Origin of the sequence: Caulobacter segnis, from assembly GCF_031454995.1 — a bacterium.
In the GTDB taxonomy this organism is placed as follows: domain Bacteria; phylum Pseudomonadota; class Alphaproteobacteria; order Caulobacterales; family Caulobacteraceae; genus Caulobacter; species Caulobacter segnis_E.
On sequence record NZ_JAVDRV010000002.1, the window covers coordinates 698860 to 724387 of the forward strand.

Consider the following 25528-nt stretch of genomic DNA (forward strand, 5'->3'; position numbering starts at 1 on the left):
CGCGATGGCCGCGCCTTCGCGCCAGGGGCTGACGGTTTGGGCGGGCGGCGCCCAAATGCGGATCGACGCCGCGACCGTGGCCGAGGTCATACGCCTGCCCGCCATGACGCGCGCGCCGCATGCGCCGCCGTGTCTCATGAGCGTCGCCCATTATCGGGGCGGCGTCCTTCCCATCATATCGGCGTCTGATCTGCTGGGCCGGAAGGGACGCCCCTCGGAGCGCGTCGTGGTCTTGCGGGGCGCCGCGGCGGTCGGGCTGGCTGTCGAGGAGGTGGGGGCCCTAGAGGTCCTCGACGAGGCTCGGCGTCAGGACGATGGACGTCGCATTCTGGAAGACGAAGGGGGCGGCCGCATCGACCTCGACGAGGTCTTGCTTGAGCGGTTCGTATCCACCGCGCGAGCGCGCGGCCAGAACACGGGCCAGAACGCTTCGACGGGTTGGGTCGGTCAGGAACAATCGCTGACGCGCGCGTTCTTGGGTTTCCGGGTGTCGGGTCAGGCGTTCTGCCTTCCGTTGCAGGCTGTCAAAGAGGTCGCGAACGTCCAAAAGGAGGGCCTGACCGCCCAAGCCCTTCAACGTGATGCGATCGAGCGCCGGGGCGAGATCCTGCCGCTGATCTCGGCCAGCGCCTTGCTCGGACTGCTGGCGACCACCGGAGAAAAGCGGCTGGTCATCGTGGGGACCGGCGGGCGTGATTTCGGGCTGGTCGTCGATCGGATCGACGCGGTTATTCGACTTGCCGAGGACCGGATCGTTGAAGCGCCGAGCCTGTTCAACCGGGGCGACGCCGAGGCTCTGATCGGAGCGGTTCTGCGAATGCCCGACGGCAAGGGCGTTGTGTCGGTCTTGTCGCTAGAGCGTCTAGTTGCTCATGTCGACGCCCTAGCGACGGCCAGCCTACCCCCGGCGTCCTCGACTTCAGCGACGTCCGCCGCGTCGCCGAGGCGCTTCCTGGTTCTGGCCCTTGGCGAGGCGCTTTACGGCCTACCGATGGAGGCGGTGAGGCAGGTGATCCGAAGGCCGGCTAGAATGGCCAGGCCGCCCAAGGCGCCGTCCAACCTCAAGGGCGTGATCAGGCTGCGAGGCGATCTACTTCCCGTCATCAACGTCGGCGGCAGCTTGGCCGCGGGCGGCGCTTCCGGGGCCTCCCGCGTTGTGGTGATGTCCAGCGGCCAGTCATCGACCGGCCTGCTCGCCGACCGCATCGAGGGGGTCATCGATGTTCGCTCGCGGGATATCTCGCCCCCTGGCGCCGACAGGCGGATCGAACCGCTTCTGGAGGGCGTTTGCGAGCACGAAGGAAGGGCGATCTCTTTGATCGATCCTCCGGCGTTGCTGCGGTCCATCGAACGGGATCTGGCGCGCGAGATGGCCAGAGGATTCGCCGCCCCGTGATCAAGGTGCTTGTCGTCGACGATTCCGCTCTGATGCGCCGCGTTGTCGGTGGTGTTCTGCGCGATGCCGGGTTCGAGGTCGAAACCGCGAAGGACGGCATGGAGGCTTTGGAGCGGGTTCACGCCTTCGCACCGGACGTCGTCACCCTGGACGTTCAGATGCCGCGGATGGACGGGCTAGCCTGCCTGGACCGGATCATGCTGGAACGGCCGTGTCCCGTCGTGATGCTCTCCTCGCTGACGACCGAGGGCGCGGAAACCACGCTGGACGCCCTTGAGCTGGGCGCGGTCGATTTCCTGGCCAAGCCCGACGGCGCTGTTTCTCTGTCGGTCGACACGTTCGGACCCCGTCTGGCCGAGGTCGTCGCCTCGGCGGCCAAGACGAGGGTCAGGCGCGCGCACCGGCTGTTGGAGAGGTTGCGCGAGAAGCGACCGCCACGCCGCGCCGCGGAACCCCTTCCGCGACCGGTGGTTCGACGGGCGGCGCCGTCGGGTGGAGGCGGTCTGGTCTTGATCGGCGTGTCGACCGGAGGGCCGCCAGCGCTGGACACGGTGCTGTCATCCCTGCCGGAGGACTTCCCGTGGCCGATCCTCGTCGCTCAGCACATGCCCGCGACCTTTACCGGCTCATTCGCCGCGCGGCTGAATGGACTGTGCGCCTTGCCGGTTGTCGAGGTGGTCAAGCCAACGAGGATCGAAGGCGGCGTCTATATCGCGCGCGGCGACGCGGACATGATCGTCAGTCGCCGCGCCGAGGGCCTTGTCGCCCTTCCAGCGCCGTCCAGCGCCGAGCATCGCTGGCATCCCAGCGTTGATCGGCTTGTCTCCAGCGCCATGGACCATGTCGCGCCAAGCGAAATGATCGGTGTGTTGATGACGGGCATGGGCAACGACGGCGCGGCGGCGATGACCGCCTTGCGCGCGGCGGGCGGGCTTACGATCGCCGAGTCCGAGGAGACGGCCGTGGTCTGGGGCATGCCGGGAGAGCTGGTGCGCGCCGGCGGCGCCGATCACGTCGAGCCGCTCGACTCCATCAGCGCGCGGCTCATGCAACTGGTCGGGTCATGACGGAGAGCGGCCTGGACGATCACCAATTGCAGACGCTTTGCGACTTTCTCTACCGACACACGGGTATGCGTTTCGGCAAATCAAAGCGGTACTATATCGAGCGCCGGATCGCCGACCGCATGGAGGTCGCGAAGCTCGCGAACTTCCCGGCCTATTTCGCCGCGATGCGCGCGGACTTGCGTGAGCGCGAGGCTTTGATCAACGCCTTCACGGTCAACGAGACCTATTTTTATCGGGAAGAGCATCAACTGGCCTGTCTGAGCCGCGAGCTCTTGCCCGACCTCGCCGCTTCGCGGAGGCCTGGCGACAAGATCCGCATATGGTCCGCCCCGTGTTCGACGGGCGATGAAGCCTACTCGATCGCGATCTGGTTGCTTGAGAACTGGCGAATGGTCGACGCCTATAACGTCGAGATCGTCGCGTCCGATATCGATACGCAGGTGCTTGAGCACGCGAGACTTGGGGTCTACGGCCAACGCGCGCTCGCTCGCTTGCCAGAAGCGCTGAGGCAGGCCTATTTCGAACCGGCCAAGCAACATCGCTGGCGGATCATCGAAGACCTGCGAGAGTCCGTGACATTCAGCCAGGTCAATCTGATGGACGAGACCAGCCCCCCGGGGCTGGGCGTTTTCGACGTCATCTTCTGTCGTAACATGCTGATCTACTTCGACGACTCGTCGCGGCAGACAGCCGTCGACAATCTGTATGATCGCCTCGCGCCCGGCGGCTATCTGTGTTTGGGGCACGCGGAGTCCATGAATCGGATCAGCGAGCGGTTCGTCACGCGGCGCTTCGAGGATGCTATCGTCTACCAGCGGGCGAAGGCGGCGGCATGACCGACGAGTTGCTTGAGCATTTTCTGATCGAGGGGAGGGAGCTCACCACCCAAGCCGGCGAGGATCTCGACGCGCTTATGCGAGCCCCCGATGATCGAGCGCGGCTGGATAGCTGCTTTCGGGCCATCCATACGCTGAAGGGCTCCGTGGGCCTGTTCGATCTGCCCGCCATGGGGCGCTTGCTGCATGCTTCCGAAGATCAACTCGCGGCCCTTAGGCAAGGCGCGTCGATCGCGACGGACACCCTCGTCACGCTTGTCGAGGTGGTTGACCAGGTCGATCGTTGGCTGAACGACCTCGAGCGGGGCGGCGGGTTACCGGAAGACGCCGCGACGATTGGCGAAAGGCTCACCGCGCGCCTTGGGGAAAAGACGGCGGGCGGCGAAGCCGGCGAGCACGGCGTGGCGATCCGATACGTTCCGCGGGCCGACGCCTATTTCGCGGGCGACGATCCCGTCGCGATCATGGCCGCCGTGCCTGGCCTGCGGACCCTTGAGGTCTCCCTGCGCGACGCGCCAGGCCCCTTGGCCGACTACGACCCGTTTCAGTGCAACCTGGTCTTTCAAGCCACCTCCGGCGCGCCGCTTCACGAGGTCGAGGCGGCGCTGCGTTGGGTGAAGGACCAGATCGAACTGTCCCCTGTCGCCGAGATTGAACAGCGCGCGGAGGAGGGGGGCGCCAATGGGGGACCGTCCACGCGCACGATCCGCGTCGAGACCGCCCGCATCGACCGCCTCGCCGATATCACCAACGACCTGCTTATCGCCAAGAACGGCATGTCCTCGCTGCTGAGCCAGGTCGACGCGCTCGAGGGCGGTCGCGCGGTCTCGCAAGCCTTGCGCGTCCAGCAGGCCCGTGTGGATCGTCTGGTGACGGATTTGCATGGCGCCGTCGCCAGAGCTCGCCTGACGCCGCTCACGCCTCTGTTCGGTCGCTTTCCAAGGCTCGTTCGCGAGACGGCTCGCGCATTGGGCAAGGCGGTCGACTTCACCTGCGTTGGCGGCGACGTCGAGATCGACAAGGACATCGTCGACGGCCTGTTCGAGCCCCTGCTGCACGTCCTTCGCAACGCCCTCGACCACGGTATCGAGGCGCCGGACGTCCGTCGGGGCGCTGGCAAACCGGAGAAGGGCGTCCTCAGCCTCGTCGCCAGGCCCGAGGGTGACAGAGTTGTCCTGGAGGTGCGCGACGACGGCGCCGGCGTGGATCCCGCCGGAATTCGCGACCTCGCCAAGGCTCGCGGACTTATCGACGAGGCGACGGCCGAGACGCTCGACGACCGCCAGGCCTTGGACCTGATCTTCTTGCCGGGTTTTTCCACCGCCCGAACGGTCAGCGAGATTTCGGGACGAGGCGTAGGCATGGACGCGGTGCGCGCCGCGATCACGGCCGTCGGGGGGCGCGTTGAATTCGAAAGCGTGGCGGGCAAAGGATCTGTTGTCCGCCTGACGCTGCCGATCAGCATGGTCGTCACCGGGCTTCTGATCGTCGCGTGCGGCGGCGAGCGTTACGGCCTGCGCCTGAATGAGGTGCGAGAGACGGTGCGCGTGGATGCCGACCGGATTGTTCCGGTGCGCGACCGCGAAGCTTTCCAGCTCCGTGATCAGGTGACGCCGCTCATCGCCCTGAGCGACCTGCTCGGCCTTCCGAAATCGCCCAACGACCAGGCGGTCCGTCGGGTTGTCGTCGCCCAAGTGTCGGGAGAGCCGATAGGCTTTTCCGTCGATACGATCGTTGGTCGTATGGATGCCGCCGTGCGTCCCATGAGCGGTCTTCTGGCTAACCTTCCGGGGGTCGCCGGCTCGGCTCTGCTGGAAGATGGCGACGTGCTGATGGTTCTTGATCTTGCGGAGCTCATCTCGTGACTCTGAGGCCCGACGGTGACGTCATCCGTATAGAAGGCCATTGCCGCGTCGAGGACGCCGAGCGTTTGACCGCGCTCTTGCAGGGCTTGGAGAAACGCACGGTCGACGTGTCAGCCTGCGAGGGCCTACATGCCGCGGCGGTTCAGACAATCCTCGCTTTTGGCTGTGAAATTGTCGGGGATCCGACAGATCGCTTTCTTTCGAACCTGCTAAAGCCTGCGCTCGAGCGCAGGGCTAAGCTATAATAGTTGCGTCCGGAAAGGGCGCCGAACTGGAGTATTTGAGAATGGGGGCGACGGTTCTGATCGTCGACGACAGCAAGCTGGCCCGCATCGTGGTGGGTAAGACGCTTGCCGCGCTTCAGCCGGAGTGGACGCGGGTCGAGGCCGGCAACGCCGACGAGGCGCTGGCGTTGCTGGAAGATCGGTCGATCGATTTGGCGGTGTTGGACTTCAACATGCCCGGCCGTGACGGTCTGGAGCTGGCCGAGGAGCTGCGCGCGCGGTTCCCCGATATGCCGATCGCCGTGGCGACCGCGAATGTGCAGGATGAGATCGTCGCCCGGGCGCGCGCGGTCAACGCCACCTTCATCGCCAAGCCCGTCACCGAAGAGGGCATGCGCGGCTTTATCTCGGGCGCGGCGCTGCGCCTGCGGCAGACCGGTCGATGAGCACCCACGCCGTCATCTTGGACGAGCTCGAACACGACGCGCTCACCGAGCTGGTCAATATCGGCGTAAGCCGCGCCGCGAGCAGTCTGCGCAAGATGGTCGGCGAACAGGTGCTGCTTTCCGTTCCCGCGGTCGAACTGGTCACGCGCGAGGGCGCGACCGCGTTGATCCGGGAGCGCGAGAATGGCGAGCTCGTCGCCGTGCGTCAGGACTTCGAGGGCGTATTCTCGGGACGGGCGTTGCTGATCTTTCCGGAAGCCAACAGCATGGCGCTGGTTCATGCGGTGACCGGTGATGCGTTGTCCGCCGAAGAAGCGCTGGAAATGGAAAACGAGGCGCTTGGCGAGACCGGCAACGTCGTCCTGAACAGCTGTCTGGCGACGATGGCCAACATGCTCCAGCGGCCCCTGAACATGTCGCTGCCCGAGGTCCTGCGGGGCGATGGCTCGACGCTGTTCACGCTTTCGGAGAAGAACGCCGAAGGCGGCGTGGTGCTGTTTCTCTATATCAACTTCGCCATCAATGACCGCGATATCAGGGGCTATATCGCGATGCTGATGGACCTGCCGTCGCTTCAAGCGTTGCGCGCGTTGATCAACGACTTCATCGAGCGGATCGCTGGCGATCTCGGCTGAATGGCCGGGCGCCTGAACCTGTTGCCAAGCTTGGCGTTATTGTAGGCCATGATGGACGTCGTCGACCCGGGATCGCGCCAGGAAAACGCCGAATTGGGCGCGCTTCGGGCGTTGGCTGGGCCAGTGTTCGATGCGCTGGTCGACTCCGGCGTGGCGCTTTCGGTCACCGATCCGCGGCGGCCGGGCGATCCGATCATCTTCGTGAACACCGCGTTTGAGTTGCTTACGGGCTACGACGCCCGCGAAGTCGTGGGCCGTGATCGCGCCTTCCTCGACACCGAGGAGACGGACACCGAAGCCAGCGCCGCCTTCGAGGCGAGGCTCGAAGAGCGGGGCCGCTCGTCGGTCGATCTGCTCAACGCTCGGCGCAACGGGGCCGTGTTCTGGAACCGGATCAACATCACGACTATCCGGGACGCCGAAGGCGCGCCGGCGTTTCGGCTCGTGACCCACGTCGACGTCAGCGCGGAATATCAGGACGCGCTTCTCGGCGATCAATTGAAGATGACGCGCCAGCGCCTCCTTGAGGCCCGGGAGCGGCTGAGGATCGCTCAGACCGTGGCGGGAGCGATCGGCGCCTGGGAATGGGACATTCCCAATGGCCGCCTGATCGCCGACGCGCGTTTCGCCGATCTGTGCGGCCTTGATCCCGTTCAAGCCGCCGAGGGTCTTCCGACCTCGGCCTTCTTCCACACCGTGTTCGCGCGCGATCGCATGCGGTTGAAGATCGCCGTGGCCGCCGCTCTGCATGGCGCCGAAGTCTTCGCGCGTGACTATCGCGTGGTGCTGGACGGCGATATCCGCTGGGTGTCGGCGCGTGGCCGCACCTTCCTCGACGCCAACGACAACCCCATTCGGTTCACGGGCGTGCTCGCGGACATCACCGAGCAGAAAAAGCTCGAGGAGCGGTTGCGCATCGCCCAGACCGCCGGCGGCGTGGGCTCGTTCGAGTACTTGAGCGGATTTGGAACGGCCGAGGTCTCCGAAGCCTTCTGTCGGCTCCTGGGATTGCATCCCGCCAACAGCCTTCCCATCCGCACGATCAACGCCCTCGTGCACCCGGATGACCCGCCGTTGATCAGCGCGCGCGTCGGGCGACAGGATGTCGGTCCCGCGTTTCAAGAGTTCCGAATTCGTCGCGCGGACACCGGTGAAGAGCGGTGGCTGGCTTCGCGTGGCGAATATCAAATCGCTCCCATGGGCGGAATCAGCTTCATCGGCGTGATCTACGACGTGACCAACGCCAAGGAGTCCGAAGCTCGTCTACGCGCCTTGACCGAAGCCCTTGAACAAAGAGTGGAGACCCGAACGCAAGAGCGAGATCGGGTGTGGAACCTCTCGCGGGATCTGTTGAGCATAGTGGGTTTGGACGGCGTCTGTCGCGCGATCAATCCGGCGTGGACCAGTCTTCTCGGCTACGACGCGGGAACGCTGATTGGCGCGCCGCTGCTGCGATATGTCCATCCCGATGATCGGGAGCGCATCTCAAAGGTCGCGGAAGAGCTTCGCGCCAGCCAAACCGTCGCCGATTTCGACTGCCGGATGCTCGCCAAGGACGGCGACTATCGGTGGATCAACTGGACCGGCGTACCGGAAGACGACGTGATCTATGCCGTGGGGCGCGACGTCACGCATCGCAAGTTGCTGGAGGACCAGCTCAGGCAAAGCCAGAAGATGGAGGCCGTCGGTCAGCTTACCGGAGGCTTGGCCCACGATTTCAACAATATGCTGACCGGGATCCTGGGCGGGATCGACATGGTCAAGCGACGCCTGGCGGATGGCCGCGTTGGCGACGTCGACCGGTTCTTGGACACCGCCATGCAGTCAGGTCAGCGCGCGGCGGCCCTGACGCATCGGTTGCTGGCCTTCTCACGGCGCCAAACGCTGGACAGCCGCGCGGTCGACGTCGGAACGCTCGTGAGTTCGATGGATGACCTGCTGCGCCGAACGCTGGGAGAGCAGGTCCAATTGCGCATCGCGCTACCAGAGGATCTGTGGTCCGCGCGCGCCGACGACAACCAGCTGGAAAGCGCCATTCTAAACCTGGCGATCAACGCTCGTGACGCCATGCCCAGTGGTGGAAGCCTGACGATCTCCGCGCGCAATGTCCAAATGTCGGCTGACGCGCTCGTCGGCAGCGACCGCGCCGAGCCTGGCGACTTCATCGAGGTGCGGGTCAGCGACAGCGGCGTTGGCATGACGCCCGACGTCCTGTCCAAGGTGTTCGACCCGTTCTTCACCACCAAGCCCTTGGGCAAGGGGACGGGACTTGGCCTGTCGATGATCTATGGCTTCGTCCAGCAGTCGAAGGGCCACGTTAAGGTCGAAAGCGCCGACGGCGCTGGCACGACCATAAGCCTCTACCTGCCGCGAGACCTTGGCGACGCTGAACAAGAGACGGTTCATCAAGAGCAGCCGCGATCGGGCGCGGGCGAGACAGTGCTGGTGATCGAGGACGACCCGGCGGTCCGCCTCCTGGTCATGCAGGTGCTCGAAGAGTTGGGCTACCGCACGATCGAGACCGAGGGCGGCCGAGACGCCACGCCGGTTCTGCAGTCCGCGCAGAAGATCGATCTGATGATCAGCGATGTCGGGTTGCCAGGCATGAACGGCCGCCAATTGGCCGAGATCGCCCGCGAAAGCCGGCCGGGACTGCCCGTCCTCTTCATGACGGGTTACGCGGAACACGCGGCCGACCAAGCTGAATTCCTCGAGCCCGGCATGCAGATCATCTCCAAGCCGTTCTCAATCGCGCAGCTGGCAATCCGGATCGAGGCCATTCTCCGTCCTCGATGACGGGTCTTGGACCGGGCATATCCTCACGGCCGCGTAGCACTGGCGATATGCCTCGGCGGTGCTAGCGGCTTCTCGGCCTAGCGCCGATAGAGATCCGCGTCGGGGTCGTGCTTACCTCGGATTTCCGTCGCGACGATCTGGGAAGCGATCACCGAATAGGTGATACCGTTGCCGCCAAAGCCCATGACCGCCCAGGCGTGCTTCAGGCCCTCGATGGGCCCGATGCTCGGAAGGCCCGTCGCGCTTTCGCCAAAGGCGCCGGCCCAGCCGTAGTCGGGCTCGAAAGCAAGGTCCGGCAACAGACGCCCCAGCTTGCGGGTCAGGATCTCGCGCTTGCCGCGCAGCTTAGCCTTGTCCTGATGCGCGGTGGCGGATGCTTCATCCTCGCCACCGACGATCAGGCGGCCGTCGCCACCCATGCGAAAGTAGAGGTACGGGTCCGACGCTTCCCAGACCAACATGTCCTTTAGCCAAGCCGGACCGCGCTGGCGCGGCTTGGAAGCCATCGCCCAGGTCGAGATGACCTCGGCTCCGGGCGTCGGAACGCCCTTGGGGAATTCGTAGCCGCAACAGAACACCACGGACTTGGCCCGCACCACGTGAGCCGTGTCGGTAAGCAGGGTCACGCCGTCGGGATCGCTGACCGCCCGCACCACCTCGACGGGAGACCAAATGCGTGCGCCGCGAGCGTGCGCGCGCCTCAGAAGTCCGGCGGCCAGGCGGGCGGGGTCGCCGCTCGCCGAGCCGCCCGACAGGATGGCGCCGGTTCGCGCCAAGCCGTAACGATTGTCCAGCGTCGCGGCGTTCAGGTACTGGCTATCGAGTCCGATCTCCGCGCGGGCTCGCGCCTCGGCCTCCAGGGCGCGATGGCCGTAGGCGTCTCCGGCCAGGTAAAGCGAGTGCTTTGCCTTCAGGCCGCAGACGATCCGCTCTTCGGCCACGATCGCCCTCAGCGCGTCCACGGCCTGGCGTGAGCGCAGATAAGCCCGCTGGGCGTTCACCCCGCCAATTTTTTCGGCGAGCACGGTCAGCGGTAGATCGATCTCCCATTGCAGGAGGGCCGTCGACGCCAGGGTCGAGCCCATCAGCGGCGCGCGTCGCTCCAATACGGCGACCGAGTGATCCCGTGACAGTTCATGGGCCATGAACGCGCCGCTGACGCCAGCGCCGACAACGGCGACATCGACGCTGACCGGGGCGGGTAGGGGGCGCGCTGGAACCCCAAGGCCATGACTATCCGCCCAGAGCGGGCGACCCGTCCTGAGGTCACGCTTGATCGTGGCTCCACTCATCTCGCTTAGGCGATCGGCTTCAACGCGATCTTCTTCTCGATCACCGCATCGGCCTTTTCGGCCTTCTTGCGTTGCTCGAACACTTTCCGCATGTAGCGCTGATCCGCCTCGGAGAGCGTCTTTTCCGCCTCGAGGAACTGTTCGGTTTCCTCTTCGAGGATGTGCTCGAGATACTCATCCTTGAGCGTGGCGAAATGGTCGAGCCAGCCGGGGGAGGTGATGTCGCGGGCGGCGGCGTCGGCCATCAACTTATCAAGCTTGTGATGGTCACCGACGGCGTGTCGGGCGAACTCCGTGGTCTTCGGGTTTCTCATCACCGTCGACCAGAGGGCCTGCTCCTCGGCCGCGGCGTGGCCGTGAACGTCCCGGACAAACTCCTCGAACAGCGCCTTTCGCGTGGGATCGTTTGGGACGGTCGCCTCGATCATCGCCAGAAGAGCGCGGTGCTTGTCGTGGTCCTCGACCAGTCGACCGAAGATCGCGGGATTTCCGCGAAACTTCGTGGCGGGCGTCGAGCCAATTCGCGCTGGCACGTCGGGCGCGACGGCGCGCGCTTCATCAATCGCGTCGGCTTTCGCTTTAGCTTGCGTCGCTTGGCTCACCGGTTTGACCATGAATGATCCTGACATCTCAGCGTGGGTGGAAGAGCCCAGGCTCGAAGGCCAAGCCCGATCGCCAAAGGAACGCGCCAAGCTCGAGAAAGCTGCGCCTTGGCCGAGTCAAAGGCTCGGCGGGGCGGGGACCAAGCCCGTTTCAAAGCAGTTCCTTGATGCCGCCGTCGGACGCCCGCTGACAGGCCGAGGGTTATGGTCGCGAGAACCGGGGCGAACTCAGCGTGTTCGAACCTCTGGTTCATGGCGCCGAGCCAACGGCGGCGATTGCCGTCAAGCTGGTGACCTGAGCCTGAAATGGTCGCACACTAGCCTGGCAACGGCCGCTTTAGGCAATCGATCAAGGTCTCGCCCACGAACGGCTTGGGCGGGAAGCAGGTGACGCCAGCCTGCTCGGCGCGCCGCCTTTGGGCCTCATCGGCGAAGGCCGTTATCAGGATGACGGGCGTCGCGCCGCCGCCCGCGACTAGCGCGTCCTTCATCTCGATGCCGATCATGCCCGGCAGGCGAGGATCAGTCGCTCGTCGAAGTGACGGGCTCGGCGGCGGATGCGCGATCGGAGCTTGCTACACGCTAGGCTCGAGTCAGGCGGCGACAGCGCGCGGCCGGCGCTTGTAGTCGGGCTCGGCGAGATGCCGCATGTTTTGTTACGGCGTCGCTCTGGCTTGAGTGGACTTCAGGCCTTGAGGAACCGACTAGGGTTTAGCCTGTCCGGGCGCATGCGCGTCCTCGTCATGCAAGACGTCCTGCCGGTAGAGCATGGTGATGACGGTGTAGGCGACCAAGCACAGCGGCGTTGCGAACAGCACGCCGAGCGGTCCAAAGACGATGCCGAGGCCCACGACCGCGAAGATGCCCAGCACGACCGGCAGCGACGCCAAGTTCTTCTGCACCATCGGGGTGATGACATTGGCTTCCAGCTGCGAGACGCCGGCGTAAAGCGCCAGGGTCAGCCAGAAGGTCTGGCCGCCTTGCATCGCGGCCAAGATCAAGGCGGGCGCGGCCGAGGCGATGGGGCCCACGATCGGCACGAATTGGGCGATGCCGGTGATCAGGCCAAGCGCCACTGGCGCGGGCACGCCGATCGCCCAAAGGCCAAGGCCAACCAGTCCTCCCACCAGCGTCATCGACACCAATTGGGCTCGCAGCCAGCCGTTCAGCGCCGCGCCGCAGGCGTTCAGCACCGCGCGCAGCCGCGCTCGGCGCGCCATGGGAACCATGGCCAGCACACCTTCGCGGCTGCTTTGCGGGTGGATAGCTAGGAACACTCCGGCCACTAGGACCAGTAGCAGCGTCGCGAAGCCCGAGGCCATCGCCAAGGCTACCCCAGGCGCGCGCGCCAGGGCGGGTCCGGCTTCGGCGCCTAGGCCCTTCAATTGGTCGAGGACCACGCCCGCGAAGGGCGAGGCCGCCAACCGCGCCTGCACCGTCGCCCAGGCGCGGGGCAGGGTCGTGGAGAGATCCTCCATCTGATTGAATATTTGACGGCCAAACAGGAAGCCGATCCCGCTCACTATCGATAGGACGATCAGGACGGCCAGACCGACGGCGAGGCCGTTGGGCAGTTTCAGTCGCTTGATCAGCGGATCGGCGATGGAACGCAGGACCACGGCGACCACGATGGAGCCGAAGACCAGGATCCACAGGTTGGTCAGTTTCGCCGCTATCTGAGCCAGGCCATAGGTGACGACCAGCGCCACCGCGCCGCGGACGAGCGTGCCGGTCGAGAGCGTGCGACGCGCGCTCCGACCGCGCGAAGGTGTCTCTGAAGTCATGTGCCTGGCTCCCGCAGTTGCTGGACGAGAGCGTCGCAATAGGGGCGAAGTTCCTTTGGCGCCCCGCCCGCGCGACCGTGGCTTGCCTCAAGCCACGCGGAGCGGCCTGGCTGAAGCGGGCCTGGCGCGCGCCCCGAAATTCGCTCGGCCCTAGCGCGCGGCGCGGGTCAGTTGGCTACGGCCCGCGCGCCCGCCAACTCCGAGACCTGCCGCTCCGGCATAACCACCTTCAGGTGCGGGAAGGGAATTTCCACGCCGGCCTCGTCGAACGCCAGCTTGATACGGCGATTGTATTCGCGCCCGACATTCCATTGCTGCAGGGGTTGGGTCTTTATCCGCGCCTTGAGTACGACGCCGCTGTCGGCCAGGCTGTCGACACCGACGATCTCGATGGGCTCGAGCACCTTGTCGCTGAAGGCCGGATCGGCCTTCAGCCGCGCGCCGACCCGTTCCATGATCTTCAGCGCCGCGTCCAGATCCGAGTCATAAGAAACCTGCAGATTGAAGACGTAGTAGGAAAAGCTCTTGGTCAGGTTATGCAGAACCTGAGCCTCACTATAGGGAAAGACGTGCACCGTGCCGTCGAAATCCCGCAGCCGGATCGTGCGTAGCGTCATCTGCTCGACCAGCCCGCCGCTGTCGCCGATGCGAATGATGTCACCGACCGAGACAATGTCCTCGACGATCAGGAAGATGCCAGTCAGGAAGTCCTTGACCAGGGTCTGGGCCCCAAAGCCCAAGGCCACGCCGACGACGCCAGCCCCGGCCAGAAGCGGGCCGATCTTCACGCCCAGTTCGCTCAGAGCCATCAGGCTCGCCACGATGACGATGGCGGTTTGGGCCACTCCCCGGAGCAGTGGCGCGAGGGTGGCCAGTTGAGCGCGGCGACGCGGTTCGACCGCATGGTCGGCGAACCCATCCATCCCTCGGCCGATCGCCAGGCTGACCACCTCGAACACCGCCACCGTCGCGATCGCCAGAAGCCCCAGGCGAATGACGCCGGCCAGCAGTCGCGCTCCAAGCGGCGTGGCGGTCCACGCCAACAGGTTGAAGCCCCAGATGTCGGCGATGAGCAGGACGGCGGCCACGCCGGCGAGGGACTGGACAATCCAACCGGCCAGACGCGCCAAGCGGTTGGCGCGAACGGTCATCTCCGCGTCCACGGGGCCGGGCAGCCGGTGGGCGCCGATCCTGGTGATGCGCCTGGCCAGACGTCCGGCTCCGATCGTCAGTCCCAAGACCACCAGCGTCAGGCCCAGATTGAGCGACCACGCCAAGGCGCTGAGCGCGGCGAAATGGGACAGCAAGCCGGTCAGGGCCGCCAGGATGCGTTCACTGGCCGTCATCGGGCGCGGGTCTCCTTGCTGGGCGTCTGAGTGAGGAGATGGATCAGGCTGGCGCGAACGCTTTGGACAGGGCCCGGCGCACGCGCGCCACCTGCTCGTCCGGAGCGCGCCACCCCACCGTCTCGACAGCCGCATGGGCGGTCTCGTCCAGCAGCATCGAGCGGACGCCCCAGTTGTCGTTGAGGGTCTGAGCCAATTGCTCGGCGCTGCGCCGCCCAGTGGTTTGGCTAGCCAGCAACGCCACGGTGGGCCCTGTATGGGCGGTGACCGCCAAGGCCAGACCGGCGGTGGTGAACGGGCCGATGACGCTCACCCGCGCCTCGTCGAGAGCGGTCATCAGCCGGGTGGCGCGATCCGCGTCGTCGCAGATCAGCAGAATGGTCTCGTTGATATGATCGTCCATGATCCCTCCAGCTAGCGGCTCGAAAAGATCGTATAGCGATCTAATGGCGCGCGGGAACACGATGGCCTGACAATAATGTGAGGCTTTGGCGGGGAACCTTGGCGGTCAGAACGGAAAGAACATCGGGATCACGGCAAGACCGACGGCCCAGGTGATGAGGTTGAGCGGCGCGCCAATCCGCACGAAATCCAGATAGCGGTAGCCGCCCATCTGGTAGACTAGGACATTGGTCTGGTAGCCGAATGGCGTGGCGAAGGCGGCGCTGGCGGCCATCATCACCGCCACCAGGAAGGGGCGGGGGCTGACGCCCAGGCTCTCGGCCAGGGCCACCGCGATCGGCGTCAAAAGCACCGCCACCGCCGCGTTGGAGAGGATTTCGGTCAGCAGCAAGGTCGCGCCATAAATCAGGGCCAGGGCGTAGAGCGGCCCCAGTTGCCGCAGCCAGCCGACCAGTCCGTCCGTGGCCAGGGCCGCCAAGCCGGTGACTTCCATCGACAGCCCCACGACGACCATGCCGGCGATCAGCAGCAGGATTTCGGGCCGCAGGCCCTTGTAGGCGTCGTCGACCCTGATCATGCCGGTTACCACCAGAAGCACGGCCCCAGCGAACGCGGCCGCGGCGATCGGCAGCAAGCCCAGCGCCGCGACCGTGACGACCACGACGAACACGCCCAAGGCCGCGCCGGCCCGCAGCGGGTCGAAAGGCGCATCGACCGGATAGAGGGCGGGGTCTTCGCCGGCGGGGGGATTGATTCCCGCGATCGGGGCGGGCCCCTCCGGCGCGTTGGGGGAGGGCGCGGCCGACAGCAGCCGAGGGCCGAACACCACCATGTAGACGCCGCCGACGGCGGCGATGATCAAGGCCACCGGCGTGACCTCGAATAGGCTAAACGTGGGCTGGCCGGCGTTGCGGGCCATGTCGTTGACCAGAAGATTGGTCGAGGTCCCGATCAGCGTGCAGGCCCCGCCCAGGATCGTGGCGTAGGACAGCGGGATCAGGAACCGCTTCGGCGACAGGTTCATGGACCGGGCCACGTCGCGCACCACTGGCGCGCCCAGCACGACGATTGGCGTATTGTTCAAGAACGCCGAGGCCAGACCGCACAGCACGATCACCAGCCACAGTCCCGTCGCGCCCAAGCGCGCGCACAGCCGGGTCGCCCCGCGGATCACCAGCCCCAGCAAGCCCGACAGCTCCATGGCGTAGGCGATGACGAACAGCGAGGCCAAGGCGAGGATGGCGGGACTGGCGAAAGCGGCCTGAACCTCGACCGGGCGCACGGTCCGGGTGCCCAGAAGCACCGCCGCCCCGGCCAGGGCCACGACGTCCGAGCGCAGCTTGCCGTGAATGAGGCCAGCCACGACCGCCGCCAACACGGCCAAGGCGATGATCTGACCGGGCGTCACGACCGGCGCGCTGACCCGGCGTGGAGGGCTTCAGGCGCGAACCGGGGCGAAGGCGATTGCAATCGGGACCTTATCTTCTGCTAGGCTCAAGCCATGAGCGACAATAGACAGAGGTCCCCGGACCGCAAGTTCGCCCTGATCGCGCCCCTGGCCATTGGGGGGGCGGCGATCGTCGTATTGGTCCTGGTGTTGACGCGTCCGACGCCCGCGCCGCCGGCTCCCGAGCCCCCGCCGCCCGTGGTCGCCGCGCCGCCGGCCAAGGTTGCTCCCGCCGCGGTCGTCTCTCGCGGCGACCTGATCGAGGCGGCCGCCAAGGCCGCCGACGCCTATGCCTCGGGCGCGGCCTCTGGCGGCGGCGACCTCGTCGGGCGGCGGTTTTCCGTGCGCCTGGCGTTTGGCTGCGCCGGGCCCGTCGCCGATCCCGGCCCCGCTCAAGCCTACTACCAGGTCGACGGCAAGGCTTCGTCCCTGAGGCTGGTCGCCCGACCCTCGATCTGGACGGATCTGCCGCTCGTTCGCGCAGCGCCGACGCCAGCGGACACCGAGACCGTCGAAGGGTTCTGGATCCCGCGCCCGTGGCTGACGGGAGATCTGTGCCCCAAGCGCCGAGAGGTCGCCCCGCCCGCCACCCCCACGCCGGTCGAACAGCCAAGCCTTGGCTTGGCCGTCCTGCACGGTCAGGACGCCGCCCGGACCGAGCGTCGGGGGCAACGTCCGTACGAGCACGTCCTGAAGCTGCCGCCCGACAGCCCGGCGCAGGGCCGGGTTTTCGAGCTGGTCCTGGAAGGGCGAATCTCCGGCTTCGCCGATGGCGCGGCCGGCCATTGCTGGAGTGAGTCGGCCGAGCATCGGCCTGTCTGCCTCTTCGCGGTCGACCTCGATCGCGTGGCCTTCGAGGACGCCGACGGCGTGGTCCTGGCCGATTGGCCGCGCCAGAGTCGCTAGGCTCGGATCACGGCGCGGCCGGCGCGGCGCGATGAGCCGCCTCGATGATCTCGGCCAGGATGTCGGCGCCCTGCCGCAGCCGGCCGAGGTTGCGCCGCGAAATGGTTTCCAAGATGTCCGCGCCGCGCGGCCGCAGCGCCAGCACCACCCGACGGCGATCGGCCTCGTCATCGCGTCGCGACACCAGGTCCCGTTCGACGAGGCGAGCGACCAGTTCGACGGCGCTGTGGTTCTTGATCAGCAGGCACTCGGCCAGGTCCCCGATCGAGATGGGGTCGGGCCCGCGATGGGCTTTGATGGCGAGCAGCGCCTGATGCTGCTGGCTGGTCAGGCCGTGGGCGCGCGCGCCTTCCTCGCTGAACGCTAGAAACTGCCGGATGGCTCGCCGAAACTCCCCCAGCGCCTGATAGTCATCCGCGGTGAGGGGGTGGGGCGCGACGCCTTCGGACTCCGGGTCGACGTTGGCGCGGGAGGGTTGGGCGGGCGAAGTCACGGGCAAGGTCCTGGCGCGCGAAACAGTCGCGTCGCTCCCGACTTTACTAGCACGCCCGTCGAGTCGCGGGAGGGGAGGGTGGCCTCGGATTTGACATCACATCGTGACACGATATTTATGACTCATGACTGATCGCACACGCCAGCGCGGCTCGGTCACGGGGGCGCCGACGCGAGTCTTCAAGGTCTGGTTCGCGTCGGCGTGTCGGGGCGGACGCTTGATGATCGTTTTGCTCGGGGCCGCCGTGATGGCGGCGGCGGGAGCCTGGACCGGCGGGCGGCTTGGGCTCGACGAACTGGAAATTCGCCCCCCGCGAGGACCGCACCTACGCGTGTCGCCCGAGCAGGGTGGTAAAGCCAGCGTCACTATCCCGTGACCCGTCCCCCAGCGGCCATTCCGGCTGTTAGGCTGTGGCTAGCCCCGACGTCGTGTCGGGACGAGACATGCTTTCGTCATATCCCGCGACGGGATCACGGCCCGGCGCGGTCGACCCGATATCCTTGGAGAACCACCGCGCCGCGCACGGCGCTCGCAGTCAAAAGGGGCAGTCATGCCAAACTCGATCTCGCCGGGCGATCCGCGCCCTAAGCTCGCCCGCCGCCGCGCGCCCTCGCGCCCCGCCGGCCCGTCGCCCGCGCTTTAGGGCTTTATCGATCGCTTGGCGCGCGTGGCGCGCCGCCCCTTTGCGCCGCCGTCGGTCTCCACCAGCGCGTCGGCGTTCTCGCGTCCGAATCTGACCATTCCGGCGCCTGCCATGGAGCTCGCCATGACGGCCCAGATTATTACCTTCCCCGACCTCTTGCCGCCGCCGCCGCCGTTGAAACCCGCCGGCTGCGCTTTGTTTCTCGATCTTGACGGTACGCTGGCGCCGATCGTCGAACGGCCAGAGGATGTTGGACCCGATCCGCGGCGGACCTTCATCCTGCGCCGTCTGGCCGAGCGTCTTCAGCGTCGTCTCGCCATCGTCAGCGGGCGCACCGTCGCCGAGGTGTCGGCGATCACCGAGGACGCCGTCGCGGCCGTCGCTGGTGTTCACGGCCTGCAAAGACGCACCGTCCTGGGCGACGAGATCGCCGCGCCGCCCGACGCCGATCTGGCCGACGCCGCGGCCGTGTTCAAGGCCTTGGCCCGCGCCCAGCCGCTGATGCAGGTGGAAGAGAAGGGCCTGAGCGTCGCACTGCATTACCGCGCCTGTCCCAGCGCCTGCGAGGCGGTGCGGGAAGCCGCTCGGCGCTTGGAGGCGGCTACCGACTTGGTGCTTCAGGAAGGCGACATGGTCGCCGAGCTGCGAACCGCTGGAGCGGACAAGGGTTTGGCGGTTCAGGCCTTTCTGGCCGAATGGCCATTCCAGGGCGCGCGGCCGATCTTCGTGGGCGACGACCTCACCGATGAGGACGGATTCCTGGCCGCCGAGGCCGCGGGCGGCTACGGCGTCCTGGTTGGGCCCTCCAATCGCCAGACCCTCGCGCGTCATCGCCTGCCGGATGTCGCCGCCGTGCTGGACTGGCTGGAGGCGGCGATCCCCGGAGACGTCGCATGAGCCGGCTTATCGTGGTGTCCAACCGGGTCAACCCGCCCAACGATGAAGGCGTGGGCACGGCCGGCGGCCTTGCCATGGCCCTGGCCGCGGCGCTGCGGGAATATTCCGGGGTCTGGTTCGGCTGGAGCGGCGAGACGACCGAGACCTTCACCGGCCAGATCTCGATGCAAAAGGTTGGCGGGGTCACCGTCGCGCTGGTCGATCTGGAAGAGCAGGATCGCGAGGAATATTACGACGGTTACGCCAATCGCACGCTGTGGCCGATCTTTCATTCGCGCACCGATCTGGCCGCCTATGAGCGTTCGTTCGGCGAAGGCTATCAGCGCGTCAATCGTCGGTTCGCCGAGACGCTGGCGCCGCTGATCGGACCAGGCGACCGAGTGTGGATCCACGACTACCATCTGATTCCCCTGGCCCAGGAACTGCGTCGTCTGGGCGTGGCCAATCGGATCGGCTTCTTCCTCCATATTCCCTGGCCGAGCCGGCGACTGCTGACCACCTTGCCTCAGCATCGCGAGCTGGTGGAATCCCTGCTGGCCTACGATCTGGTCGGCTTCCAGACCCGCGACGCGCTGGAGGCGTTCAGCGACTATGTCGAACGCGATCTTGGCCTGCCGATCGCTGAAGGCGTCGTTGAGACAGAGGGGCGCGCCACGCGGATCGGAGCTTTTCCGATCGGCATTGAAGGGGACGCCTTCGCCGAACTGGCGCGTGGAGAGACAGCGCGAGCGGCCTTCGAGCGGGTGCGCGTGAGCCAGACCGGGCGCAAGATGATCCTGGGCGTCGATCGGCTGGACTATTCCAAAGGCCTCGAAGAACGTTTCCTGGCCTATGAGCAGCTTCTCGCCGACCACCCCGATTGGGCCGAGCGGGTGTTCCTGCTGCAGATCGCCACCCCAAGCCGAGACGCCGTGGAGGCCTACCAGGAGATCCGGGCTCGCCTCGACGGAGTGTCGGGGCGGATAAACGGCGCCTATGCCACGGTCGATTGGGTGCCGATCCGCTACGTCAACCGCGCCCACCGCCGTGACGAGCTGGCGGGCATCTATCGCGCCGCTCATGTTGGGCTCGTTACCCCGCTGCGCGACGGCATGAACCTGGTGGCCAAGGAGTATGTCGCCGCCCAGGACCCCGAGGATCCCGGCGTTTTGGTGCTGTCTCGCTATGCCGGGGCCGCCGAGCAGATGGAGGACGCCCTGATCATCAATCCGTTCAGCCGCGAGGAGACCTCCGAGGCGCTTGGGCAGGCCTTGGCCATGCCGCGCGCCGAGCGGATCATGCGCTGGAGGCGGCTGATGGATGGGGTGTCGCGCGATGACGTGACCGCGTGGCGCGACGCCTTTGTCGCGGCGCTCGACCGTGGAAGGGCCGAGGCGAGCCAGGATCACGGCGACAGTAGAAAAGCCTCGTGATGCGATATTTCTATCGATCCTGAATCGGGAAAGGCGGCCTTCAGTGTCGCCGACGGGAGGAGGCGCTCGTGAATCCGAGGCGAAACGACGGTGTGCCGATAGAGGTGATCGTCTTGGCCTTGATAGCCCTGGCTTGCCTGGCGGCGATGTCGTCGCGCCTAGCCCGCCAGGCGCGACGGGACAACGAACGGTCGTCCCGTCGCCACCGATAGGCTTGTCGGCTTGACCCTAGCGGCGGGCGCCTCTAGGGCACAAACATCGTGAGGCGATCTAATTGCCGGCGACGCTCTTTCCTCCGCCATGCAGCGAAACGTCCGTGTCAAAATCCTCGCCGCTTGAAAGGCTCGATCGTCAGCGCAAGCTCGTAGGCCTACGCGCGCGCCGCTCGTTGCGGACCGGCGCGGTGGTGGCCGCGGCGGTCGTGGCCGGCGCCGCCGCCGTCGGATTCGCCAAGCTCTGCGACGCGGCCATGGCCGCCCATGCCCATCTCGTCGCGGCCTGTCCTTGGCTTGGTCCCGCGCTTCTGATCGTGGGTTTGCCGCTGTGCGTCTGGCTGATGCGCCGCCTGGCCCCCGCCGCCGCCGGCAGCGGCATTCCCCAGGTGATCGCCGCCGGCGAGATCGGCCGGGGACGGGGGCTCGACGGCGAGAAGATCCATGACGACCGTGTCTCCATGCGCACCGCTCTCGTCAAGATCGTGCTGGCTGCCTTGCTGCTGGTCTGCGGCGGCTCCATCGGGCGCGAAGGCCCGACCGTGCAGGTGGTCGCCGCGGTGATGGTGTTTCTAACCGGCTGGCTGCGCGGCGGCCCCGGGCGGCGCACCCTGCTGATCGCCGGCGGCGCGGCCGGGGTTTCGGCGGCGTTCAATACGCCCATCGCCGGCATTGTCTTCGCCGTGGAGGAACTTGCGCGCGGCTTCGACAAGCGCGCCAACACCGTGGTCATCCTGGCCGTGGTCTCGGCCGGCGTCGCGGCCTATGCCCTCGGCGGCAACTACGCCTATTTCGGCGATATGTCGGGCGCGGCCGGCTGGAAGGCCTGGTTCAGCGCGGCGCTGATCGGCGTGGTGTCGGGTCTGGCTGGCGGCCTATTCTCGCGCCTGATGTCCGCCGTGCTGGTGGGCGACAATCCCATACGGCGATGGAAGGACGCCCGCCCCGTGCGGTTCGCCGGCCTCTGCGGCGTGGCCGCCGCCGCGGCGGCGGTCCTGAGCGGCGGGGTCACCTACGGCGCCGGCTATGCCGAGGCCAAGTCGTTGCTGTTTGGTCGCTTCGCCTCGGGATGGGATTTGGCGGCCGGCAAATGGCTGGCGACACTCTCGGCGGCGGCCAGCGGCGCGCCCGGCGGTATTTTCGCGCCCTCCTTGGCCACGGGAGCGGGGATCGGAGCGCTGTTCGCGCATCTGGCGCCTTGGGGCGGGGGGCGCGAAGCCGTGACCCTGGGCATGGCCGGCTACCTGGCCGGCGTGGTCCAGGCCCCGCTAACTAGCGCGGTGATCTTGATGGAGATGACCCGCGATCCGGGCCTTGTCGGGCCGCTCTTGCTCTGCACCCTCGTGGCCCGACGTTGCTCCGAAGCGGTGGCGCCGACCCCGCTCTACCACGCCTTGGCCCGCGGCTGGACGCGGCCGCGCTGGCAGGCGGCCCGAGCCGCGCCAGGAAGCGGCCCGGCGCTCCCCCCGGGAGACGGCGCGACATGACTCTCCCGCACTTGGCGCGCAGGCTCGCGTGCGCCAGCGCCTTGATCATGTTCGGAGCGATCGGCGTCAGCGTCATGACTCATGACGCCTGGCTGACGGCGGGCCACGTCGCCGGCCTCGTCAGCGCGCTCGTCGCCGCCGCCGCGGTGCTCTCCGTCGTCGTCGCGGGCCTGCGCCGTGTCGCTGGAGCGGGGCCACCGTGCTCGCCGAACGAAGCGGGACTTGCCTCTCATGAGCCGGGGCTGACCAGGCTGGAGGCGACGGATCCGGCGCGCCCCTTGGCTTCGGATGAGCCTTCAAACCCCTGACCAGGACCTTCATCCGCCCGATGCCCGCGCCGGCGATGATCCTGGCCATGTTGATCGAGGAGGGGCCGTGGCCCGAAGAGGGTAGGGGGGCTCACCCTTTATCCAATCCTTGGCCCTGCGGCCGCGTTGGCGGGCTTTGGCCCGCGGGTTGACCGGGCGAAAGGCGCGCGGCCCCGCAGCGCGTCTCCACGCGCCCGGCAACGGCGCGAAATGAACAGCCCGGGGCCGGTTTTGCTTGACCTCGGCGTGGCTTGCGACAAGTTTCCCGCCAGATATCAGGCCGCAATTCGCGGCCAGGCCGCGCTTCCGGGCGAATACGGTCCGGCGTCCGTCGATAACCTGACGCCACGACAGCTCGATCCAGTCTGGAGGCCGCCGTGGCAGAACACCCGACGAATGCACGCCCCATCTTTGAGGTCGTCCCGGCCCTTAGCCGCCCGTTGACGGGTGATCGTCCCGCGCCCTCGTTTCCGATTTTGGAGGCCTGACGCCATGATTCCTCTCCAGTCGGACCGGCCTCGTCCCATGTCGGCGCTGCGCGCCTTTCTCCAGCACGAGGCGTCGGGCGGTTATGTCTTGATGGTCGCCGCCGCGCTGGCGCTCATCGTCGCCAATACGCCCTTGGCCGACGCCTATTTCTCGGTGCTTGGGCATCATCTGGGCTTTTCATTGGGTCCGGTTTCGCTCGACGAGAGCGTGCTGCATTGGATCAATGACGGCCTGATGGCCGTCTTCTTCCTGTTGGTCGGACTGGAGATCAAGCGCGAGGTCCTCGACGGACAGCTCTCGCGGCCCTCGCGGATCATTCTGCCGGGGATGGCCGCCCTGGGCGGGGTCGCCGCGCCAGCCCTGATTTATCTGGTCTTCAACGCCGCCCATCCCGACACCCGCTCGGGATGGGCTATCCCATCGGCGACGGACATCGCCTTCGCGCTTGGGGTCCTGGCTCTGCTCGGGCCCCGCGTGCCGACCTCGCTGAAGATCTTCCTGACCGCCATCGCGATCATGGACGATCTGGCGGCCATCGTGATCATCGCCATTTTCTACACCGCCCAGATTCACCTGGGAGCCTTGGCGGTGTCGGCGGGAATCCTCGCGGTGCTGATCCTCCTCAATAGACAGGGCATTACAAAGCTTTGGCCTTATCTTCTGGGGGGAATTGTCCTGTGGTTCTTTGTCCTGGAGTCGGGCGTGCACGCGACCCTGGCCGGAGTCGCGCTGGCCATGGTCATCCCGCTGCGCAAGAGCCCCGCCTGTCCCGACGACGTGACCTCGCCCCTGCATCGGCTTGAGCACGCCCTCCACAAGCCGGTCGCATTCGTGATCGTTCCTCTGTTTGGGTTCGCCAATGCGGGTCTGTCCTTCGCGGGCGTCAGCCTGGCTAGCCTGCTGGACCCGGTTCCGCTGGGCGTGGCTCTCGGGCTTTTCGTGGGCAAGCAGCTGGGCGTGTTCCTGACCGCCTGGACGATCGTGCGCCTAGGGTGGGCCGACATGCCCAAGTACGCTTCCACCGGCCAACTCTACGGCGTGGCGGTGCTTTGCGGCATTGGCTTCACCATGAGCCTGTTCATCGGCAATCTCGCCTTTCGGCAAGCCTATCTGGTCGATGAGACGAAGATCGGCGTGCTGGCGGGCTCCCTGGCCTCGGCCTTGCTTGGCGTGCTGATCTTGCGCGTCTCCAAGGCCGACGTACCCAAGGGCGGTTAGCCCAACGCCGGGGACTTGGCGCAGGACGCGCGGATCGACCGCCGATGAGGCTCAAGGCGCCGCTCGGACAGTTCTCCTCAACGCCGTGAATTTACGAGGCCCCCGTGAGCGCTTTGGATCTCGCCGCGATCTTCCTGGCCCTGGTGGGGCTAGTCGGCTGGTTGAACGTCCGGTTCTTCCACTTCCCGACCGCCACGGCGATGGTCCTGGTCTTGAAATCCTCGCTTCACGCGATCGATTTCGATAGGTGTCGCCGTATGCAGCGCGATCCGCCAACCGGGAAAATCACGATCGTCGATATCGCCCGAGCCGCGGGTGTGTCCATCAAGACGGTCTCGCGCGTCATCAACCAGGAAGAGGGCGTGGGGGACGAGACCCGGGCGCGGGTCCTGGAGATCGTCACGACGATGGGCTATCGCCCGAACGTCTCGGCCCGCTCGCTGTCCAGCCGCCGCAGCTATCTCATCGGCGTGATATTCATGCGCGTCGGAGCCTATCACTATGTGGGCGAGGTGCAGGTGGGCGCCATGCGCGCCTGTCGGCGGGCTGGTTACCATCTGGTGGTCGAGCAAGTTCTGCCGCCCGAAGCCGTGGGTGGCGTCCAGGGGTTCGCCGAAGGTTTGCGCGACGCCCGGTTCGACGGCGTGGTGCTGACCCCGCCGACCTGCGATGATCCCGAGGTTCTGGCGGCGGTCGAGACGGCGGGTCTGCCCTATGTGCGCATCGCGCCGCACCGCGAGTTCGAGCGCTCGCCGTACGTCTTCATGGACGATCGCAAGGCGGCACGGGAGCAGACCCTGCGGCTGTGGAACATGGGCCATCGACGGATCGCCTTTATCGATGGTCCCGCCGATCACGGCTCGGCGACGCGTCGGCGGCAAGGCTATATTGAGGCCCTGCGGGACCGAGGCGTCGAGCTCCGGCCCGAGTGGATCGCCAAGGGCGAGTTTCTCAGTCTGTCCGGCTTTGACGCGACCGAGCGCCTGCTAGCCTTGCCCGAGCGTCCGACGGCGATCTTCGCGGCCAATGACGAGATGGCGGTGGGCGCCCTGGCCGCCGCCGCCAAGCACGGACTGTCGGTGCCGCGCGATCTCTCCGTGGTCGGTTTCGACGACACGCCGACGGCCGAGGCGGCTTGGCCGCGCCTGACCACGGTCCATCAGCCGACCGCCGAAATGGCCGAGGCCGCCGTCGAGATGCTGATCGACGGATTCGGCGACGAGCGGCTTCGCGCCCGAGTCGCGGCGCGCCAATTGGACTATAGCCTCGTCCAGAGAGACTCGGCCGCACCGCCGCCGGCCTAGGCCGGATCGGCCCAGGATCAC

General features: G+C 66.7%; 22 protein-coding genes. 14 read left to right on the forward strand and 8 right to left on the reverse strand.

The genetic code is table 11. The features are described 5' to 3' along the window. Window positions 1-4: 4 nt before the first annotated feature. The 7 genes from J2728_RS09465 to J2728_RS09495 all read left to right on the forward strand — a co-directional run bounded on the left by J2728_RS09465 (window position 5) and on the right by J2728_RS09495 (window position 9265). Window positions 5-1396 (forward strand): chemotaxis protein CheW, encoded by a 1392-nt coding sequence (locus tag J2728_RS09465; RefSeq protein WP_309998601.1) that lies wholly within the window; start codon window positions 5-7, stop codon window positions 1394-1396. After that, window positions 1393-2463, forward strand: coding sequence for a chemotaxis-specific protein-glutamate methyltransferase CheB (cheB, locus tag J2728_RS09470; RefSeq protein ID WP_309998603.1), 1071 nt, complete (start codon window positions 1393-1395; stop codon window positions 2461-2463). The genes J2728_RS09465 and cheB overlap by 4 nt, the downstream gene beginning before the upstream one ends. Continuing rightward, complete coding sequence (locus tag J2728_RS09475; protein ID WP_309998604.1) at window positions 2460-3299, forward strand: CheR family methyltransferase; 840 nt, start codon at window positions 2460-2462, stop codon at window positions 3297-3299. Before cheB ends, J2728_RS09475 begins: the two co-directional genes overlap by 4 nt. Then, window positions 3296-5164 (forward strand): chemotaxis protein CheA, encoded by a 1869-nt coding sequence (locus J2728_RS09480; RefSeq protein ID WP_309998606.1) that lies wholly within the window; start codon window positions 3296-3298, stop codon window positions 5162-5164. The genes J2728_RS09475 and J2728_RS09480 overlap by 4 nt, the downstream gene beginning before the upstream one ends. A gap of 286 nt (window positions 5165-5450) precedes the next feature. Further along, complete coding sequence (locus J2728_RS09485; protein ID WP_309998607.1) at window positions 5451-5834, forward strand: response regulator transcription factor; 384 nt, start codon at window positions 5451-5453, stop codon at window positions 5832-5834. After that, a complete protein-coding gene (locus tag J2728_RS09490; RefSeq protein WP_309998608.1) occupies window positions 5831-6469 on the forward strand; it encodes a chemotaxis protein CheX in 639 nt (212 codons plus the stop codon). The genes J2728_RS09485 and J2728_RS09490 overlap by 4 nt, the downstream gene beginning before the upstream one ends. 48 nt (window positions 6470-6517) lie before the next feature. Continuing rightward, window positions 6518-9265 (forward strand): hybrid sensor histidine kinase/response regulator, encoded by a 2748-nt coding sequence (locus J2728_RS09495; RefSeq protein WP_309998609.1) that lies wholly within the window; start codon window positions 6518-6520, stop codon window positions 9263-9265. A gap of 77 nt (window positions 9266-9342) precedes the next feature. Here J2728_RS09495 and J2728_RS09500 read toward each other — a convergent pair whose 3' ends face one another. The 7 genes from J2728_RS09500 to J2728_RS09530 all read right to left on the reverse strand — a co-directional run bounded on the left by J2728_RS09500 (window position 9343) and on the right by J2728_RS09530 (window position 16099). After that, window positions 9343-10557 carry an NAD(P)/FAD-dependent oxidoreductase gene (locus tag J2728_RS09500; protein WP_309998610.1) on the reverse strand — a complete coding sequence of 405 codons (1215 nt, stop codon included), beginning with the start codon at window positions 10555-10557 and terminating at the stop codon, window positions 9343-9345. Window positions 10558-10562: 5 nt separating this feature from the next. Beyond that, a complete protein-coding gene (locus tag J2728_RS09505) occupies window positions 10563-11186 on the reverse strand; it encodes a hemerythrin domain-containing protein (RefSeq protein WP_309998611.1) in 624 nt (207 codons plus the stop codon). Window positions 11187-11476: 290 nt separating this feature from the next. Next, window positions 11477-11725: a response regulator gene (locus J2728_RS09510; protein WP_309999446.1), complete on the reverse strand. Its 249-nt coding sequence runs from the start codon at window positions 11723-11725 to the stop codon at window positions 11477-11479. Window positions 11726-11863: 138 nt separating this feature from the next. After that, window positions 11864-12943: an AI-2E family transporter gene (locus tag J2728_RS09515; protein ID WP_309998613.1), complete on the reverse strand. Its 1080-nt coding sequence runs from the start codon at window positions 12941-12943 to the stop codon at window positions 11864-11866. A 167-nt stretch (window positions 12944-13110) separates the two neighbouring features. Further along, window positions 13111-14289 carry a mechanosensitive ion channel family protein gene (locus J2728_RS09520; RefSeq protein ID WP_309998614.1) on the reverse strand — a complete coding sequence of 393 codons (1179 nt, stop codon included), beginning with the start codon at window positions 14287-14289 and terminating at the stop codon, window positions 13111-13113. 43 nt (window positions 14290-14332) lie between these two features. Then, a complete protein-coding gene (locus J2728_RS09525; protein ID WP_309998615.1) occupies window positions 14333-14692 on the reverse strand; it encodes a hypothetical protein in 360 nt (119 codons plus the stop codon). A 105-nt stretch (window positions 14693-14797) separates the two neighbouring features. Continuing rightward, window positions 14798-16099, reverse strand: coding sequence for an SLC13 family permease (locus J2728_RS09530; protein ID WP_309998616.1), 1302 nt, complete (start codon window positions 16097-16099; stop codon window positions 14798-14800). Window positions 16100-16192: 93 nt separating this feature from the next. On the opposite strand from J2728_RS09530, the gene J2728_RS09535 reads away from it, so the two are divergent. After that, window positions 16193-17044 (forward strand): hypothetical protein, encoded by an 852-nt coding sequence (locus tag J2728_RS09535; RefSeq protein ID WP_309998617.1) that lies wholly within the window; start codon window positions 16193-16195, stop codon window positions 17042-17044. 7 nt (window positions 17045-17051) lie between these two features. On the opposite strand, the gene J2728_RS09540 is transcribed toward J2728_RS09535, so the two are convergent. Beyond that, window positions 17052-17537, reverse strand: coding sequence for a MarR family winged helix-turn-helix transcriptional regulator (locus J2728_RS09540; protein ID WP_309998618.1), 486 nt, complete (start codon window positions 17535-17537; stop codon window positions 17052-17054). 766 nt (window positions 17538-18303) lie between these two features. Between J2728_RS09540 and otsB the strand changes: the two genes are divergently transcribed. The 6 genes from otsB (at window position 18304) to J2728_RS09570 (ending at window position 25507) form a co-directional block, all read left to right on the forward strand. After that, a complete protein-coding gene (gene otsB, locus J2728_RS09545) occupies window positions 18304-19077 on the forward strand; it encodes a trehalose-phosphatase (protein ID WP_309998619.1) in 774 nt (257 codons plus the stop codon). Beyond that, complete coding sequence (gene otsA, locus J2728_RS09550) at window positions 19074-20489, forward strand: alpha,alpha-trehalose-phosphate synthase (UDP-forming) (protein ID WP_309998621.1); 1416 nt, start codon at window positions 19074-19076, stop codon at window positions 20487-20489. The genes otsB and otsA overlap by 4 nt, the downstream gene beginning before the upstream one ends. Window positions 20490-20805: 316 nt before the next feature. Beyond that, entirely contained in the window at window positions 20806-22188 is a 1383-nt protein-coding gene (locus J2728_RS09555; protein WP_309998624.1) for a chloride channel protein, read from the forward strand. Continuing rightward, the gene (locus J2728_RS09560) at window positions 22185-22496 is read left to right on the forward strand and encodes a hypothetical protein (protein WP_309998627.1); all 312 of its coding nucleotides are present in this window, start codon (window positions 22185-22187) and stop codon (window positions 22494-22496) included. The genes J2728_RS09555 and J2728_RS09560 overlap by 4 nt, the downstream gene beginning before the upstream one ends. Window positions 22497-22988: 492 nt before the next feature. Continuing rightward, window positions 22989-24203 carry a Na+/H+ antiporter NhaA gene (gene nhaA, locus J2728_RS09565; RefSeq protein ID WP_309998629.1) on the forward strand — a complete coding sequence of 405 codons (1215 nt, stop codon included), beginning with the start codon at window positions 22989-22991 and terminating at the stop codon, window positions 24201-24203. A gap of 257 nt (window positions 24204-24460) precedes the next feature. Then, window positions 24461-25507 carry a LacI family DNA-binding transcriptional regulator gene (locus J2728_RS09570; protein ID WP_404979747.1) on the forward strand — a complete coding sequence of 349 codons (1047 nt, stop codon included), beginning with the start codon at window positions 24461-24463 and terminating at the stop codon, window positions 25505-25507. Window positions 25508-25528 lie beyond the last annotated feature (21 nt).